Source organism: Desertivirga xinjiangensis (assembly GCF_024436435.1).
Taxonomy (GTDB): domain Bacteria; phylum Bacteroidota; class Bacteroidia; order Sphingobacteriales; family Sphingobacteriaceae; genus Desertivirga; species Desertivirga xinjiangensis.
This window is the reverse complement of sequence record NZ_JAFMZP010000012.1, coordinates 56,842-73,889: the sequence shown is the minus strand read 5'-3', so window position 1 is coordinate 73,889 and position 17,048 is coordinate 56,842. Positions and strand designations below refer to the sequence as shown.

The following is a 17,048-nucleotide window of genomic DNA, read 5'->3' as shown; positions in this document are numbered from 1 at the left end:
AATAACTTTGGCATTGTTAATTGAGTATACATGCTTATGATTAAAAAAGCGATAAAGGCTTCTCTGTTACTAGTTCTTTTGTTTTTTGCGGGCCAGGCCAAGTCTCAGGAGACTATCATGACTGACGTTTCTTACGAGTACCTGGAAAAATTAGTAGCCACTGCTTTGGAAAATTATCCGCGTACTAAAAACGCATCCAGCAGAATTAACATTGCCGAATCGAATATCAACAAGGCAAAGTTGAACTGGCTAACACCGGTAAGTTTGTCGTATGTTCATTCGCCTGAAAACAACCTGAACGTAGTCAACCCAACATTTTTTAGCGGTTACCAGGTAGGTGTATTCCTGAATATTGGAAGTATTTTACAAACCCCGTCAAATATAAAAATAGCAAAGGAAGAGCTTAAAATTGCTAAGAACGATATTGCCGAGTACAACCTGACTCTGTCAACCGAAGTAAAAAGACGCTATTTCAGCTACTTACAGGCTGTAAAAACAGTACAGATCGCGTCAAGAACGACAATAGACGCCGAAACCAATCTGGTACATATGAAGTATAAATTCGAAAGAGGAGAAGTAGCCCTTGAGAGTTACAACACTGCTCTTGACCGGGCAGGATCAAGCAGCCTGGCAAAAGTTGCTGCAGAAGGCACTTTGCTTAGTACTAAAGCCTCATTAGAAGAACTTTTAGGAGTTAAATTAGAAGAAATCAAATAAATGGAATTAGGGAAGTTTTTAAATTTTTTGTACAAACACAGTATTATTTTAGTCGTTATCCCTATCATTACTGTTGTTATCACCTTTATCCTTGTCCGAAACCTTCCCGGTGCTTATATTTCCAAGGCACAGATTTCAACGGGTTTAATTAATAAATCGGATGATGCCCTTTTAACGGGTCAAACCCCTGCGGCTTTATCAGAGATCGAGCAAGGGTTCAGCAATATGATACAGATCGTTCAAATGCAGCAAGTGCTTGATATGGTATCCTATAAGCTTATTCTGCATGACCTGGAGAGCAAAAATCCCTACAGGAAGCCTAGCAAGCACTTGAATGAACTTAGTGCAGAGGAAAAAAGGAAAGCTTATACAGCATTCCGTACTCACTATCAAAATATGCAGCCATTAACCCTAGCAACTCCCGAAGAAGATAAGCTGAATGATATTTTGACATCTCTGGATTACGATGCTGAATCGCTTAAAGAAAAACTCCGGGTATACCGTGTAGGTCAGAGTGATTTTATTACCGTTGAATTCGAGTCGGAGAATCCCCAGTTATCAGCATTTGTCGCTAATAGTGCCAGTGAAGAGTTCATTAAATATTATTCGGCAAACACTAAAGCTCAGGATCAAAAATCTGCCACTTTTCTTTCTGATCTGTTGAAAGAAAAACAAAGGAACCTTGATGAAAAGATGGCTTTGCTCAAGTCGTATAAAATAAAGAATGGTGTATTAAATCTTCCCGAACAGGCACGGATCCTTTATGGAAAGATGGTTGAAACGCAGAGCAGCAGAGAAGAGGCGGCCAAGCAGATCATTGCCTATGCAGGCGCAATAAATGAAATCAATAGCAAATTTTCGCCACGGGAAAGGAAATATCTTGAAGCTACGGCCACAAGAGTAAATTCAGACATTGTAGCTTACCGCGAAAGGTTACAGGCTATGAACCTTGAATATATAAAGGAGGGTTTTGATTCCGGCTATAAAGAAAGTATGGATTCAATTCAGGCAGCGCTCGGTTCTAAGATCGTTCAATCTGTAGAAGAGAACATTTATAATCCCTTATCTGCTAAACAGGATCTGGTTTCGCAAAAGATCACCCTGCAAACACAGCTCGATATAGCCAAACATAGTGTAGGTTCGCTTGAAAAGGAGTTTAATTCTCTAAGTTCGCAGTTTTCACGTCTTGTTCCTTTCGAGGCAAGTATCCAGAATTATGAAAGAGATATTGAGACAGCAAGTCAGGAATACCTGGAGATACTGGACAAGTATAACCAAAGTAATATTCAAAGCAACTTCTCTGTAAAACTACGTCAAAGCCAGATTGCGATGCCGGGAACGCCCCAGGCTTCGAAAAAAATGCTGCTTGTTATTTTGAGTGGCGTAATAGGCTTCGCTTTTGTAGTAGCGGTTCTGTTTGCTTTATTTTTTCTCGACAATACAATTGCGCACCCGAAAGAGCTGGCTAACGCCACCCGGTTTCCGGTACTTGGATATATCGAAAAATTAAGCTCGCCAACCAACGACATCCTTTCGCTCTGGCAAATGGACAAAATTAGCGGGTTTAAAGACCAGCTGAGAGCATTACGGTTTGAAGTAAGCAATGAAATGGACAGCTCCCGGCTGATTTCAATCAGCGGACCTGAAACAGCCGGGTCTTTGCAGGAAACTGAGGCCGCTTCACAGGCAACGGCTAATAAACTCCTGTCTGTAACCAGCTTTAATCCCGGCGAGGGCAAAACCTTGTTATCTGTCAGCCTGGCTTATGCATTGGCATTGACTAACAAAAACGTGCTCCTTATTGACGGTAACTTTACAGATCCTTCCTTAAGCAGGTCTATCAAGGCTGAGCGTCATTTCGAGGATTACTTACTCGGGCATACGGCCATCGCTGATTTCAGTAAGCCAGGAATAAGTGTACTGGGCAACAAAGGGATAGGTACTTCTCTCCTGGAAGTAACCGGGCAAAGATCTCTGGAAGAAAAGTTCAGCCAGCTACGCTCAAACTTTGATTATATAATTGTTGAAACTCCTTCGTTGAAGGATCTTGATAAAGCTAAGGAATGGTTCCTGTTTACCGACAAAATTATCGGTATTTTTGAGGCTAACAGGAAGCTAAATGATCAGCAAAAAGCACAGACAGAGTATCTTCATGCCCTTAATCACAAAAAGTTCATCGGCTGGGTGATAAATAAGGTTCCGGTAGAAGCTCCTGCTAAGAAGCGCTGGTTCAAAAAGAACAACAATGGATCTCATAGCTAACAGCGCCTGGGCAGTGATCCAGGTCATTATTGGATACAACCTTGTACTCCCTCTTTTGCTGGCGGTATTTGTATTTATTGCGGGCAGGAAAGGTAGCCGTACCGGTATTGTGCCAGTAGAAGCGGATTATGCGATCATTGTTACTGCTTACCAATACACGGATAACCTGAAAGCGGTTGTGGCCTCTCTTTCTAAGCTTCGCTACAGCAACTACCTTATCTATATAGTAGCGGATAACTGCGATACCTCCGGTCTTTCATTCGACAATGATAAGGTAATTTTGTTACGCCCCGAAACAGTTCTGGCCAGTAATACTCGTTCGCATTTTTACGCCATCCGGAACTTCAAAAGAGATCATGAACGGTTGACGATCATCGATAGCGACAACCTGGTGCACCCTGACTACCTCAACCAGCTAAATGTATTTTTTGATCAGGGTTTTGAGGCGGTTCAGGGCGTAAGGGAAGCCAAGAACCTCGATACTACTTATGCCTGCCTGGATGCAGCAAGGGATATTTATTATCATTATTATGATGGCAAGCTTTTATTTGAAGCAGGTTCATCGGCTACTCTAGCCGGCTCGGGAATGGCTTTCACAGTAAGCCTGTACAGGGACTGCCTCGAGGCGAAAGATATTACGGGAGCCGGTTTTGACAAAATACTTCAGTCGGAGATCATAAAAAGGGACAAGAGGATCGCTTTTGCACCGGATGCCCTTGTGTATGACGAAAAAACTTCGCGTTCTGATCAACTCGTAAATCAAAGAGCCCGCTGGATCAATACCTGGTTCAGATATTTTAGGTTTGGGTTCGTATTGCTGGGAAAAGGCTTTATCAGTCTAAGCTGGAATCAGGTATTGTTTGGACTGACATTATTGCGCCCCCCTCTGTTCATATTTTTGATCCTTTCGTTCATACTCATGGTGGTAAATATCTTTTGGGCACCAATCGTTGCAGGCTTATGGCTTGCAGGATTCTTTTGTTTCGTGACAGGATTTATCATAGCTTTAAAAAGCTCCGACACAGATGAAAGGATATACAGTTCGCTAGGGGGTATTCCTAAATTTATGTTCTTTCAGCTGGTATCTTTAACCAATATATTCAGAGCAAATAAACGTTCGGTATCTACACAGCACTATCACCATAATCAGGAGAGTAACGCTGTTAAATAAGAGGCTAACACCATGAGAATACATCCGCAAAACCTTAGTGAAGAAGAGAAAGTTGAAGAGGAAAAAAGCATTCAAAAGCGGCTTTCTCTCTTCCTTGCCTTTTGTAGTGTCTTTGGTTTCTTTTTTAAAATATTGTTCTTCTGATGCGTTATGTTCCGGAGCGCCCATATGAAGGTTTAAATGGAAGGCCAAACCTTTTCGTTGACGAAAGCCCGTCGTCTAAATTCCGTAGTTTTTTTAACAGGCTGCTGAGTCCAGCTGGCTTGTTGATCATGCTTATCCTGATGGCAGTTGTTTCTATCTCAATAGCCACATTCGGCGCAGCCGCAGGTTTTATTTCACTTGCGGTGTTAGTAGGATTGCCAACCGTATACACCGTTATTGTCTTCCCCCGGCTAGGCATTATCATCCTGATGATCTTTGCTTATTTCATCATGTTCATGATCAGGATAATTCAGGGGCTGCCGCTGGGCACTATTATGGACTTGCTTCAGTGGCTGCTGATCTTTGGTTTCTTCCTCAGACAAAAATATGAAAGGAACTGGAAGATCTTAAAAACTCCAATTTCTGCTGTCATCCTCATCTGGATAGCATATAATCTTCTGCAGGTTGCCAACCCGACCACAGAAGCCAGGATGGCCTGGTTATACACAGTAAGGACGGTGGCCATAGTTACCCTGATGTACTTTATCTTTACTTACTACATTCGTACAGTTCAATATATCAGGCTTATCTTCAAGGTCTGGATAAGCCTGGCTGTTTTTGCGGCGATTTATGCTGTAAAGCAGGAATATTTTGGCTTTTTTGAATTTGAAGAACGAGAGCTTCAGGATCCTTTGGCTCAGCTGCTGCTTTTTATCAATGGCAGCTGGCGGAAATTTTCCATTTTTTCAGACCCGGTAGCTTTCTCCTATAATATGGTGGCTAGCGCAGTTTTCTGCATTGTAATGGCACTTGGACACGCTAAGAGGAAAAGCAAAATTATCTATGCATGTTTAACGGCCTTTTTCATAACGGTGATGCTATATTCGGGAACACGTGGCGCTTATGTACTGGTGCCGGCAGCGATGCTTCTGTATGTGGTTATGAACATCAGTAAAAAGACTTTCATTATTGCCGCTGTTGGGGGATTACTTTTTATGATCCTGATTAATATGCCGACGTCGAACACTACTCTTTACCGTTTTCAATCAGCGTTCAAACCTTCCGACGATGCATCGTTTAATGTCCGTAAACAGAATCAAAAAATGATCCAGCCGTACATATTGACCCATCCCCTTGGCGGCGGTTTAGGTGCTACGGGTGTTTGGGGCGTACGCTTTGCTCCTTACTCCTTCCTGGCTAATTTTCCTCCCGACAGTGGATATGTCCGGGTAGCTGTTGAGCTTGGTTCTATTGGATTGCTGTTGTTCTGTATCATGATGTACACCATATTACATCAGGGAATAACCGGCTATTTCAACATCAGGGATCCGGAACTTCGAACCTATTGTCTGGCTATGACCCTGGTGATCTTTGCACTAAACATCGGCAATTATCCGCAGGAGGCCCTGGTGCAGTTTCCCTCAAATATTTTCTTTTATCTTTTTGTAGCTATTGTAAGTGCCTGTATCCGTATGGACAAAGAAGAAACAAAAAAAGAATCAGAAAGTACGTTGGATATGTTATTATCCTAAATAAACCAGTTAGATTGCACACATGTCGTTCACTGAAACCGTAAAAAACAGTCCTTTGCTTAAAAAAATAGCACACCGCCTGCTTATTCCTAAGAATCAACACAGGCCGCGCTTATGGGTGAGGCTTATTTTAAATCCATTCAGGCACAAGCGGGGTAAGGGCTCAACCATACGGTTTAATACCCGGCTTGACTTACTTCCTTTTAATGACTTTCAGATTGGCGCTTTCTCGGCTATCGAGGAGTTTTCAACAGTGAATAATGGAGTTGGTGCTGTGATCATAGGCGAGCGGACGATCATAGGGATGAGTAATGTGATCATCGGCCCGGTAAGTATCGGTAATAATGTAATGCTGGCCCAGAATATAGTTGTTTCCGGGTTAAACCATGGTTATGAAGACGTGAACGTGCCTCCTGCCGAACAAGAGGTAAGCACGAAGGCGATTATTATTTCGGATGATGTATGGATTGGCGCTAACAGCGTGATCACTGCCGGCGTAACCATAGGAAAACATTCGGTAATTGGTGCCGGAAGTGTGGTGACTAAAAGTGTGCCCGATTATGCCGTAGCTGCTGGTAATCCTGCGCGGATAATTAAGAAATATAATTTCGAATCTAGAACCTGGGAAAGGGTATAATCTATGGCTTTAACAGGCAAAAGCATTTTCATTCTCGGAACCACTAAATTTGACGGACCATACGAATCTACCACCTATACCCTGGCAAAATACCTCGCCAGGGAGAATAGCGTTTATTATATTGAGAATCCTTATACCTGGAAAGATTACTTAAAGGAAAAAGGTTCAGACTCCTTTGCAAAAAGAAAGGACTATTTTAACGCTTCATCAAGTGGCTTGATGGATAGCGGGGTCCCTAATCTGAAAATAGTGATCACCCCTCCCCTTTTATCGATCAACATCTTTCCTGAAGGATTTTTTTACAGGCAGTTGCTCCGGATCAATGAATCGATCATTGTAAAACGGATTAAAAAGGTGCTTTCGCTGGAGAATATTTCAGATTTCGTATACATCAATTCCTTTAATTTCCACTATCCAAATGTTGCCGACTATATACGGCCGGCCCTGGCGGTCTATCATTGTGTTGATCCATTGATCCTTCCATTCGATAAGAAACATGGACTAACCTCCGAACCTATTCTGATTGGTAAAAGTGATCTGGTGATCTGCACAAGCCGCGAGCTTCATACAGAAAAACGAAAGCTAAAATCTGCAAGCTACTTTATTCCAAATGCTGCCGACATCAGTCACAGCAGTAAAGCCCTCGACGAAAATCTCGCTGTTGCTGAGAAAATTGCGGTACTGCCAAAACCAGTTATAGGATATTTTGGTAATATAGAGAGGCGCATGGATTTTGAACTGCTAAAAGAAGTAACTACGAGAAACCCCGATAAAAGCTTTGCTTTTGTGGGCCCCCTATCTCCTGAATTTATTCCAGACTGGTTCTACCAGTGTCCGAATGTTCATCTCACCGGCCGGATGCCTTATGAAGAGATGCCTTCGATCATAAAAGGGTTCGACATCGCGATGATCCCCTTCAAGAAAGATGATGTAAGCCGCACGATATTCCCACTGAAACTATTTGAATACCTTGGCGCCGGAAAGCCTGTGCTTGCCACCGACTTTAACCCCGATCTGGAGGAATTCACAAAGGAAACAGTACGCTACTGCAACAACGCTGATGCATTCATAAAGGCCATGGAAGAAGAGCTGGCTAACGATTCGCAGGTTCGGATTTCGCGCCGTTTACAGGTTGCAGGAGACAATACCTGGGATAACCGGTTAAACAGTTTTTCAGAACTGCTGGAAAATAGTCTTAAGGATAAAACTGCGAAAAAACATGGCGTTAAGAGTATTATTTGATCATCAGAAGTTTAGCACACAGAAGTTTGGTGGCATTAGCCGCTACTTTAACAATCTGATACAAGCTATTAAGAAAGATCCGCAGTTCGACTATAAGCTTGGCGTTCTTGCCAGCAATAACTATTATATAAAAAACGAAAAGTTAAAGCTACAGCTCGCCGGAAAACTATTATCGGAGCCTTCCCTGGCTTACAGGATCAACGATATTTACTGTAAAAACTTGCTCAATGCAGGGCACTTTGACGTTTTCCATCCAACCTATTACGATCCTTATTTTATTAACAGAACCCGGAAGCCGGTGGTGGTAACCATCCACGACATGACCTACGAGCGCTTTCCCGAATATTTTTGGGCTCATGACCCTCTCACAAGGCAGAAACGATTGAATGTTGAACGGGCTGATCACATTATTGCGATATCAGAGACTACGAAAAATGACCTTATCAAATATTCGAAGGTTGATCCAGGAAAAATATCTGTGATTTATCATGGGATGGATCTTGATGAACCGTTCCTGACATCAGCTGTAAACGTTCCTGAACAATATATTCTTTTTGTTGGCGACAGAAGTGGCTATAAGAACTTCTATCTTTTTATCGATGCTTTCAAAGAACTGAGCCTTAAACACCCGGATCTTAAAGTAATTTTGACCGGGGGTGGCAGCATGGGTATCGCTGATCTGGAACTGCTGAGACGGCTTGACCTGCAAGCTTCAGTTATGCATGTCCAGGCTTCTGATGAACAGTTGAATTACCTGTACCAGAATGCCCTGTTGTTTGTGTATCCTTCATTACATGAAGGTTTCGGCTTACCTATTCTTGAGGCTTACCAGGCTGGTTGCCCGGTGATCTTAAGCGACACGGAATGCTTCAGGGAAATTGCGGCAGACGCTGCCCTGTTTTTTGAAAAAAGTGACAAAGATAGCCTGATCACTGCTCTTGAAATGCTGATTAATGACAGCGGTCTGCGGAAAAGTCTTTCCCTGAAAGGTAAAGAACGTTTGCGGGAATTCCCTCTCGACAAATCCATTGAAAAGACACTTCAGGTTTACAAATCGCTTGGGTGATATTTTAATTTAGCGCTTTACCGAGTCGGAGACTCTTTTTCATTGCTGAATCCAGAGAAACCCTTCGGAATTCTCTGGACAGGGCAGGGTTTACAAGTTGCTTGTATAAAAGCTTGTTTACTGAGCATAAGCTGCAATAGCATAAGCAAACGCGGCTGGCATGCGCCCAATATCGTTAAGGTAGGGAGAAATTTAGTTCGGCGCTGTCCTTAGTCTGTAGCCGGGGCTTTAGCGCACCAGGGACTAAGGATCAACCAATAAAAGGGAGTCTCCGACTCCCCGGGCGTTTTGTATAGCGCTTTACCGGAGTCTGAGACTCCTTTTTATTCTGAATCCTTAGAGCTCCTTATTACTTATTACCTCGCACCAGTTAAACTTATCAGTCATGATACCGCGCGGATGTTCCCTGCCAATGTTAAATGCCATCCAATTCTTTGGAGCATAAACTACCTGTTTCTTCTCACTAAGGTAGCAGGCCCACCAGGAAAAGGTACTGTTCGAGATAATAGTAACATCTGCATTCTGAATGATTTGAAAATCGATTATCTCTGAATTGCTGGTGAAAATATAATTAGGCTTTTCAGGAAAAAAGCGCTTCACATACGGCAGATCGTCGCTTACAAAGATCACTTTATAAGTATCCAGATCTTCAATTGTATTGAGCCTTTCGATAAAGTACTCAATAGGCAGAGAGATGTCCCTTTTTCCGTAGGAAAGGAAATCGGTTCTGCGGATATGGACCACAAGGGTTTTGTGCTTACTGAACAAGTCCCCGTACGTCTCGCGAAAAGCCTGTGTATATTTTTTTTTCAATGGCAGTTTCAAGCCGCCCTCTATTTGCTTCAAATACCAATCGGACTGGAAGTACCCGTGATGAATAGTAAAGTTTTCTAATTTCTTCTCCCTTGGAGCCACAAAATTATGAAAGAATACATCCTTAAAAGGCAATATACGCGGAATACAACGCATGAAGATAGAGTAGATCTTCGACCCCAGAGTTATGTTATGGTAAGCTCCAAGATCAAAATATTTGGCGATGTAAGCATGGTGAGGATTGGGAAAGAAAAAGACCTTATTCTTATGCTTTGACTTAAGATATAAGAGGTAGGCGTACTGAAACAATTGATTTCCTAACCTGCCCTTGAAATATATTCCAACCATCATCTACTTCTTTAAAATATACTTTTTAATAAACTCTGGATAAAACTTGAATGCATAAATGAACGTATTGAGTGCATTAACTCTCAGTTCTTTCCATAAAATGGCCTGTCCGATGGCAAAACCTATTATATTGGATATAAGGGTAGCATAAGCAGCGCCCATAACCCCATACTTCCTGATAAGAAAATAATTCAGGATCAGAATAATGCAGGTGTTGCCTATAACGATAAAAAACGTGGTCCGGGTTTTACCCATGGAGTCTAAGATAACTCCAACCTGCCGGCCGAAAGGACCGAAAATGCAGTAAAGTAAGGTCACGTTCAGAATGGGGACCGTATCTGCGTATTTATCACCCGCTAAAAGGTCAATGATCAGGCTATCAAAAAAATATAAAAATATAATTACAGGAATGACGATAGCAAGGATAGTACCTACAGATTTTTCATACAAGTACTTTACAGCCTCTTTCCCCTCTGTCTCAATTCGTTTTGCGCTTTGGGGGAAGACTATCGTTGCAATAGCATTGGTTGGTATATCAATGAGGTTACCAATACGTACGGCAATATTAAAGGCCCCGGATGCCGAAGGGGAAATGATCCCTGCAAGCATCCACTGATCTATTGTTCCGGACAAAATGGAGCTCACTGAAGTGGCAAAGGCATATTTACCGTAGTGAAATATCTTTGCTGCCCAGTCCCTGCTGAAACTAAACGCCATCTCAATAAAACTGCGTACATAAGCCCAGGCTATGAGGGCGCTCACCGCTGTTGCGACAATTTGAATATAAACCAATTGCATCAAACTGGTATCGAGCTTAAAAATATAAACTGCCAGCAGGTAAACTGCCAATATAGAACTTCGGACCAGGTTACTCGCAAATACACCGGAATAACTAAAATTAGCTTGTTCGATACAATTAAATACCGTCAGTAATCCGGAAAAAAAGAATACAATGGTATATAAATGAAACATTTCTTCAAGTTGCGGCGCCTTGAGAAGACTGGCCAGAGATCCTGCAAATAAAAAGCTAAGCAGGATCATCACTATAGTTAAGGTCCCACTGATAGCAATGGAGGCCGATATGATCTTGGAATGTTCCGTTTTGTCGGCACCCGACATGAACTTGATCAGAGCACTTTGGATCAATCCGCTACGGATCACTTCGGCGATGACAACAGTTTGCAGGAAGATACCCCACACCCCGTAATCATTTTTACTCAGTAATCTTACCAGGATATAAAAAGTAGCCAGGTTAATAATAGTACCCGAAAAATTCTGCAGGATATTGATTATACCAGATTTAAGCCAGTATTGGTCCTTTATGCTTTGGGAGCTCATAGTTAACTATTATGCATCGGTCGGTTCAGCAACGACAAAATATCTCTCTACGTAATCCATTAGCTGCTCATCGTTCTTAGCATGCAGGATCTCTGCACCGGAAAACTGGGGATATAATTTGTGATAACAGTCAAAATGATGTTCAGGTCCCTTCTTCGAGAGGATCAGATTAATGCCTCCGAAGTAACTTGCCAGGGTGGCTGTTCCGCCATGGATGGACAAAAAGTGACTGGCATTGGCATATACCATAAGCTGGAGGTGATTGAAATTACGCGCACCCGCCTTATTTTCTTTAAACAGGTCTTCCATCAGTATGACTTCAGGATGTTCCCTTTCAAGCCATTCAAATTCGTCCATATCATAAACATCGCTGTTATCCATAGTAATATTTTGAGGTCTCGGACGGTTATAAATTATAGTATAAGTTGCTTTTAGCTGGCTAATTATGTGGTCAAGTGTCTCGATACTGAAAAAGCTGATCGGAGGCCCATCCCATTCCATATTATAACGGTTCGCAATAATAAGTATGGGTTTGTTGTATACATAAATATCATTGCGGTACTTGTCCTTCAGAGGAACAGGTTCCCATTTCGCCATATCATAATTGTGGCTGTAAAGTATTCGGGGAAGTTCAAAGTTGTAATTACCCTCATTTGTACGGGTATCAAATACCTCTTCATGCTCAGGGGAGAAAAAATACAGGTCGCTGGTGTATTTCGAAGAGCGGGTCCTTTTTAGAGTGCCATTTTTGAAGTGCCAGTAAGCAAAAGGCAGCGCAAACTGCAGCTCGGGCGCAAACTCTCCGTTAAAAGAAACTACCTTATATTTTTTCCTGAATATATAGTCCTTTGTGAAATACTTCAATTGCTGCAACTGGCAACGGTAGGTATCTCTATAGAAATATTTTAACTCTACAGGAACCCTTCCATGCCTTAACAGCACATATAGACTCAGAAACTTATTTAATACTTTTTCAAACATCGATTTGTAAAAATGCGGTGAACTGCTACCCTGGCTGTGTACGACATAAAAAGGAAAAGGTTTAAATACTTACACCTAAAAATGAAGATCAAAGTTAAAGCGAACATGGCGATAAAGATGACGCAGGATCTGCACCGGCAAGCTGTTGCTTTCACGCCAGAAATTCCGTTTCATGGTACTTGGCTCCTGTGCGCTGTTGACCTGATCAAATAAACCTTTAAAATCTTCGTAAAATAGTGCACGTCCTTTATTTTTAAGAAAGGACATCATCATTCTATATTCTGTAACGTCTCCTTTTACCCCCTCTGTATATCTCCCGAACCGGTCAAAAAAACTGCTTCTCCGGATATGTGGGTGATCACTGTACATGTAGAACCTTTTGTAACCTGACAGGATGTTACGGCTGCTAAACTTCATTTCTGAAAAGCCATTTTTATAAGGCTTCAGTGTTGGATATTTAAAATAAGCATAAAAGCGTACAATGTCTATTTCAGGCCTTTCGTTTAGAAACAGAACCGCATTTTGAAGCTTTTCGAAGAATAATTCTTTGGGAATAAAATCTTCCTGTACATATAAAGTAAAAGGTGTACGAACTGCGTCCTGCCCCTTGTTTATATTATTGCCCAGGCCGCGATTTTGAGCAGATTGCAGTAACTGAACCCCGAATTCCTTTTGAATTTCTGTTAGTTGCTCGATGTGCTCAGGCTGACTTCCGTCGTCTGAAACTATGATATGTTCAAAAGCATAGTTTCCGTCTTTGAAAGATTTTAACAATCGTCTTAAAGACTCACTTCTATTATAATGTGTTACTAACAACGTCAGCCCATTGAAATAATGACAATTTTGCATTTATCAAAAGGATATTAATTATTAAATGTCTTAAGTTCTGGCTTACAGACAAGAAAGGAAGCAATTAAAATCTAAATTGCTGGGGCATTTCTTTTATACTTAACAAAATCTCCTCAAGTTTATTTGTCAGTTCATACCGGGTTAAATGCACCTCATCCAGATGTTTAAACTTTTGTTCAAACATGAAAGACGTTTCTTCAGGATATCTGCAGCTCGAAGGCGTAAAAAACAGGTCGTAATGAAACCTTACATAGCGATACACCTCGCGCAGTCCGGATACCAGGAAGTTGCCGCTTTCCCGCCAAAGGTTACGCCTGACCGTACTAGGCTCTTCAGCAGAGTTCTTCTGCTCAAAAAGATCCTGATATTCATCATAGAACAACGCTTTTCCCTTATTTTGCAAAAAAGCGAACATCATTTTGTATTCCGTTTTTTCGACCTTTATTCCTTCATGGTACCGGCCAAACTTTTGAAAAAAGCTTGTCCTGCGCAAGTGAGGGTGATCGCTGTAATAATAAAATTTCCTATAGCCGAAATACCAAGGCAGGGTACTGAAGATCATTTCTGAAAAGCCATTTTCGACGGGCTGCAAAAACGGATAACGGAAATAGGCATAAAACCGAACCATATCCAGGCTGCTCTGCTGCTGCATACATTTCAGGGCATAAGCAAATTTTTCTGCAAATAGTGGTTTGGGAACAAAATCCTCCTGTACATAAAGAGTAAATGGAGTGCTAACCGCATCCTGGCCTTTGTTAATATTATTTCCCAGGCCTTTATTGACAGGTGTGCCAATGAACCTGAACTTATAGTGAGACGTGAGCCGCTTGATATGCTCTAAATGCTCTGGCCTGCTCCCATCGTCGGAAACCACAATATCGTCGAAAGAACATCCAAGGGTAGCAAATGCAAATAAAAGACGCTCAAGCGAGCTGCTTCTATTGTAGTGAGTTACAAGAAGAGTTACACCTTTAAAGTGCATAATTTTTTAGGTTAAAAGTTTTGAAGTTCGTTTTTTTAACTTATTTACCGCTTTTCTGAACAATCTCAAATATCCACTTACAGGTTTATGCCCTTTCCAGGCGGTCATTTCAAGATATTTATAGAACAGGTCCTTAAAAGCAGGTTGAGACTTGTAATTTTTAAAAATTGGCTTAACGTCTAAAAAGTGAATTAAAAAAGGATCTTCACAAAAATCGTTAGCAAACCAGTTCCATTTGGGGTCAAGTTCTACCCATTTCTCAACCAATACCACATTCATTCCGTATTGATCGGCAAAATTTACGTGTGCCATATTATCATACATGGCTTTCAGCACTTTGTTGGTTATATCCTTATTCCGCCACTCTTCTGTATTGATCAATAATAACCCTGCGTTAAAGTACTTCCAATCAGCTTGCATGCCAAGTTCTTTCCAGTTGGGCACTCCTCCCCAGGAACAGCTTACAATTTTCCCCACATCCTGCACTGCTCCAAAAATGTTATTTCCAATGTCTGTATGGTATAAGCGGGAAATATCAGTGGTGAGGATCATATCGACATCCAGGTATATTATCTTTTTCACATCCTGCGGAACAACGTACGGGCCAAATAGCCGAAGATAGGTTGTCAGGGGAAAGGCCGTATGGTCGACAGGGAGCTTTACATCGGCCGGGACTACAGACTTTGAGGGATGCCAATGCAGGTTCGTTATTTGCGGATCTACCGAAGACTGGATCTTTTGCCTGTTTCGGGCTGATATCCCATCATCGATTATGTGAAAGTCGATCTTTTCGGGAGTCTTATGATTGACCTCAACTGACTTAATCAGCGCTGCAAGTAAAATAGCGTAATGATTATCACTAGCTGCAACAATGGTTATAGGATTTTGCAAACTCACCTGGAATTATTATTAACGTGAACAAAACGTTTCCGACAGCTAAGAGAACTTCATACCAAAGTACAGACAGTTCTACGCGATATCGTAATTATATGGCATAGGGACATTTCTGGACCAATTTATTTTTTTTCCTAAGAGCAACCCGAAACATGAGAGAGAATATTTAGAAAACGGGGTCGGGATTTTTTTACCCAACTTGATTTGCTTTTACCTCAATTATCATCAAAAACAATCCGGGATTTTGGCTTGTTCGCTTGTAAAACACTATATATGCGCTGGATTGGAAGACGCGGAAGCGGAAACATAGAAGACCGGAGATCCGGAGGAGGAGGCCTTGCTGTGGGCGGCGGAATTACAGCAGTCATCGCGATCATACTATCACTTGTTACCGGTCAGAATCCCATGGATCTTATTGGCGGCCTGGCGGGGAATGGTGGCGCTTCTCAACAACAAACGGAAGCTCCATTAAGCACCAGTGAAAAGGATGATCCTGCCGGGCATTTCGTTGCAGTAGTCCTTGCTGACACCGAGGATGTGTGGAATACACTTCTCGCAAATACTGGCGGCTACCAGGAGCCAGCTCTGGTGCTATTCAAAGATGGTGTGGCATCAGCCTGTGGATCTGCAAGCTCGGCCACAGGCCCCTTTTATTGTCCTGCTGATCAGAAGGTGTACATAGACCTGTCTTTTTATGATGAACTTCAAAACAGGTTTGGTGCGCCAGGTGATTTTGCCATGGCTTACGTAGTTGCGCATGAGGTTGGCCACCATGTCCAGAACCTGTTGGGAACATCCGAAAAACTGGACAGGGTGCGTGGACGGGTAAGTGAAGAGGAATATAACAAGCTCTCCGTCCGGCTTGAATTACAAGCCGATTTCTATGCCGGAGTTTGGGCACACCATGCCCAGAAGATGAAGCAGATACTTGAAGAGGGCGATATTGAGGAAGCCTTGCGTGCAGCCAACGCCATTGGCGACGACAAATTGCAGAAAGAAGCTCAAGGCTATGTGGTTCCCGATGCTTTTACTCATGGAACGTCTGCACAGCGAGTGAAATGGTTCAGGAAAGGTTTCACTACGGGCGAACTGAGGCAGGGCGATACGTTCTCAACTGACGAATTATAACAATTTTGATACAATTTGTAGACTATTAGGTACAACCTTAGCAACAGCGGACCGAGCAACGAATCGCTAAAGGCTTGTTTTTCAAATATTTCAATTTTCGAGCTTTTTTTGGCCTCCTTATTGAATAATCAGCATTAAAACACACAATTCGCTTACAATTAAATTGAAATTAAAATGAAAAAAATAGCTTTACTAGCGGTAGCGTTCCTTGCAGGAACAACTGCAATTGCTCAAACCTCTACAAGCACAATGTCGGGTACAGGTCCGAAATGGGGTTTAAAAGTAGGTGTTAACATTCCGAAATATAGTTTTCACGTAGATGATGGTGAAAATCCTGAAACCGGAACGATCACTAACTTCCACGTAACCGGATATGCCGATCTTCCCCTAGGCACCCACCTGGCAGTACAGCCAGGACTGTCATTGCAGGGAAAAGGTGGTAAGTTCTCAGAATTTGAAGTAGCAGGTACCACCATAGAAAACAAACAAAGTACAATGTGGATAGAAGTTCCGATAAACCTGGTAGCTAAACTTCCATTGGGCATTGGGGGCAGTAACCTTTTCGTTGGGGCAGGACCTTATGCTGCTTATGGAATTGCCGGACAAAATAAAATTGAAAACGCCGACAATGGAGACGAAGTAAGCACTGACGTTAAATTTGGCGACAGTGATGGCGACGACTTAAAAGCGTTAGACCTTGGTTTTAACTTCATCGGTGGTATCCAATTAGGTAGTGGAGTAAACGTTTCTGCCGGTTATGGACTTGGTATTAACGACCTGAGACCAGATAATGGAAGCAGTGATGGAAAACAAACTAACCGCGTTTGGTCATTCTCCCTAGGTTACGCATTTTAATTGCCTTTATTATCTTAATAACATACCTCTAAATTTAAATTGAAAATCCGTCCTCATAGCAGGACGGATTTTTTGCTTTGAAGCCCTCC

General features: G+C 42.1%; 15 protein-coding genes. 9 read left to right on the top strand and 6 right to left on the bottom strand.

The window, feature by feature from the left end:
- Positions 1-30 precede the first annotated feature (30 nt).
- The 7 genes from J3P37_RS21175 (at position 31) to J3P37_RS21145 (ending at position 8,771) form a co-directional block, all read left to right on the top strand.
- Positions 31-717, top strand: a complete 687-nt coding sequence (locus J3P37_RS21175; RefSeq protein ID WP_256013645.1) for a TolC family protein — start codon at positions 31-33, stop codon at positions 715-717.
- A gap of 27 nt (positions 718-744) precedes the next feature.
- Positions 745-2,979, top strand: coding sequence for a GumC family protein (locus J3P37_RS21170; RefSeq protein WP_256013644.1), 2,235 nt, complete (start codon positions 745-747; stop codon positions 2,977-2,979).
- Positions 2,963-4,150, top strand: a complete 1,188-nt coding sequence (locus J3P37_RS21165; protein ID WP_256013641.1) for a glycosyltransferase — start codon at positions 2,963-2,965, stop codon at positions 4,148-4,150. The genes J3P37_RS21170 and J3P37_RS21165 overlap by 17 nt, the downstream gene beginning before the upstream one ends.
- 143 nt (positions 4,151-4,293) lie before the next feature.
- Positions 4,294-5,826 (top strand): O-antigen ligase family protein, encoded by a 1,533-nt coding sequence (locus J3P37_RS21160; protein ID WP_256013638.1) that lies wholly within the window; start codon positions 4,294-4,296, stop codon positions 5,824-5,826.
- A gap of 22 nt (positions 5,827-5,848) precedes the next feature.
- On the top strand, positions 5,849-6,463 hold the full coding sequence (locus J3P37_RS21155) for an acyltransferase (RefSeq protein ID WP_256013635.1): 615 nt from the start codon (positions 5,849-5,851) through the stop codon (positions 6,461-6,463).
- Positions 6,464-6,466: 3 nt separating this feature from the next.
- Positions 6,467-7,705 carry a glycosyltransferase family protein gene (locus J3P37_RS21150; protein ID WP_256013632.1) on the top strand — a complete coding sequence of 413 codons (1,239 nt, stop codon included), beginning with the start codon at positions 6,467-6,469 and terminating at the stop codon, positions 7,703-7,705.
- A complete protein-coding gene (locus J3P37_RS21145; RefSeq protein ID WP_256013630.1) occupies positions 7,683-8,771 on the top strand; it encodes a glycosyltransferase family 4 protein in 1,089 nt (362 codons plus the stop codon). The genes J3P37_RS21150 and J3P37_RS21145 overlap by 23 nt, the downstream gene beginning before the upstream one ends.
- A gap of 336 nt (positions 8,772-9,107) precedes the next feature.
- Here J3P37_RS21145 and J3P37_RS21140 read toward each other — a convergent pair whose 3' ends face one another.
- The 6 genes from J3P37_RS21140 to J3P37_RS21115 form a co-directional block, all read right to left on the bottom strand.
- On the bottom strand, positions 9,108-9,935 hold the full coding sequence (locus J3P37_RS21140; RefSeq protein ID WP_256013628.1) for an alpha-1,2-fucosyltransferase: 828 nt from the start codon (positions 9,933-9,935) through the stop codon (positions 9,108-9,110).
- Positions 9,936-11,270, bottom strand: a complete 1,335-nt coding sequence (locus tag J3P37_RS21135) for a flippase (protein WP_256013626.1) — start codon at positions 11,268-11,270, stop codon at positions 9,936-9,938.
- Positions 11,271-11,279: 9 nt separating this feature from the next.
- A complete protein-coding gene (locus J3P37_RS21130; protein WP_256013623.1) occupies positions 11,280-12,251 on the bottom strand; it encodes a hypothetical protein in 972 nt (323 codons plus the stop codon).
- Positions 12,252-12,326: 75 nt separating this feature from the next.
- The gene (locus tag J3P37_RS21125; protein WP_256013621.1) at positions 12,327-13,100 is read right to left on the bottom strand and encodes a glycosyltransferase family 2 protein; all 774 of its coding nucleotides are present in this window, start codon (positions 13,098-13,100) and stop codon (positions 12,327-12,329) included.
- 64 nt (positions 13,101-13,164) lie between these two features.
- Positions 13,165-14,082, bottom strand: coding sequence for a glycosyltransferase (locus J3P37_RS21120; RefSeq protein WP_256013619.1), 918 nt, complete (start codon positions 14,080-14,082; stop codon positions 13,165-13,167).
- 6 nt (positions 14,083-14,088) lie between these two features.
- Positions 14,089-14,973 (bottom strand): glycosyltransferase family 8 protein, encoded by an 885-nt coding sequence (locus J3P37_RS21115; protein WP_256013616.1) that lies wholly within the window; start codon positions 14,971-14,973, stop codon positions 14,089-14,091.
- A 276-nt stretch (positions 14,974-15,249) separates the two neighbouring features.
- On the opposite strand from J3P37_RS21115, the gene ypfJ reads away from it, so the two are divergent.
- Positions 15,250-16,104, top strand: a complete 855-nt coding sequence (gene ypfJ / locus J3P37_RS21110) for a KPN_02809 family neutral zinc metallopeptidase (protein ID WP_256013614.1) — start codon at positions 15,250-15,252, stop codon at positions 16,102-16,104.
- A gap of 174 nt (positions 16,105-16,278) precedes the next feature.
- Positions 16,279-16,959, top strand: a complete 681-nt coding sequence (locus J3P37_RS21105) for a porin family protein (RefSeq protein WP_256013611.1) — start codon at positions 16,279-16,281, stop codon at positions 16,957-16,959.
- Positions 16,960-17,048 lie beyond the last annotated feature (89 nt).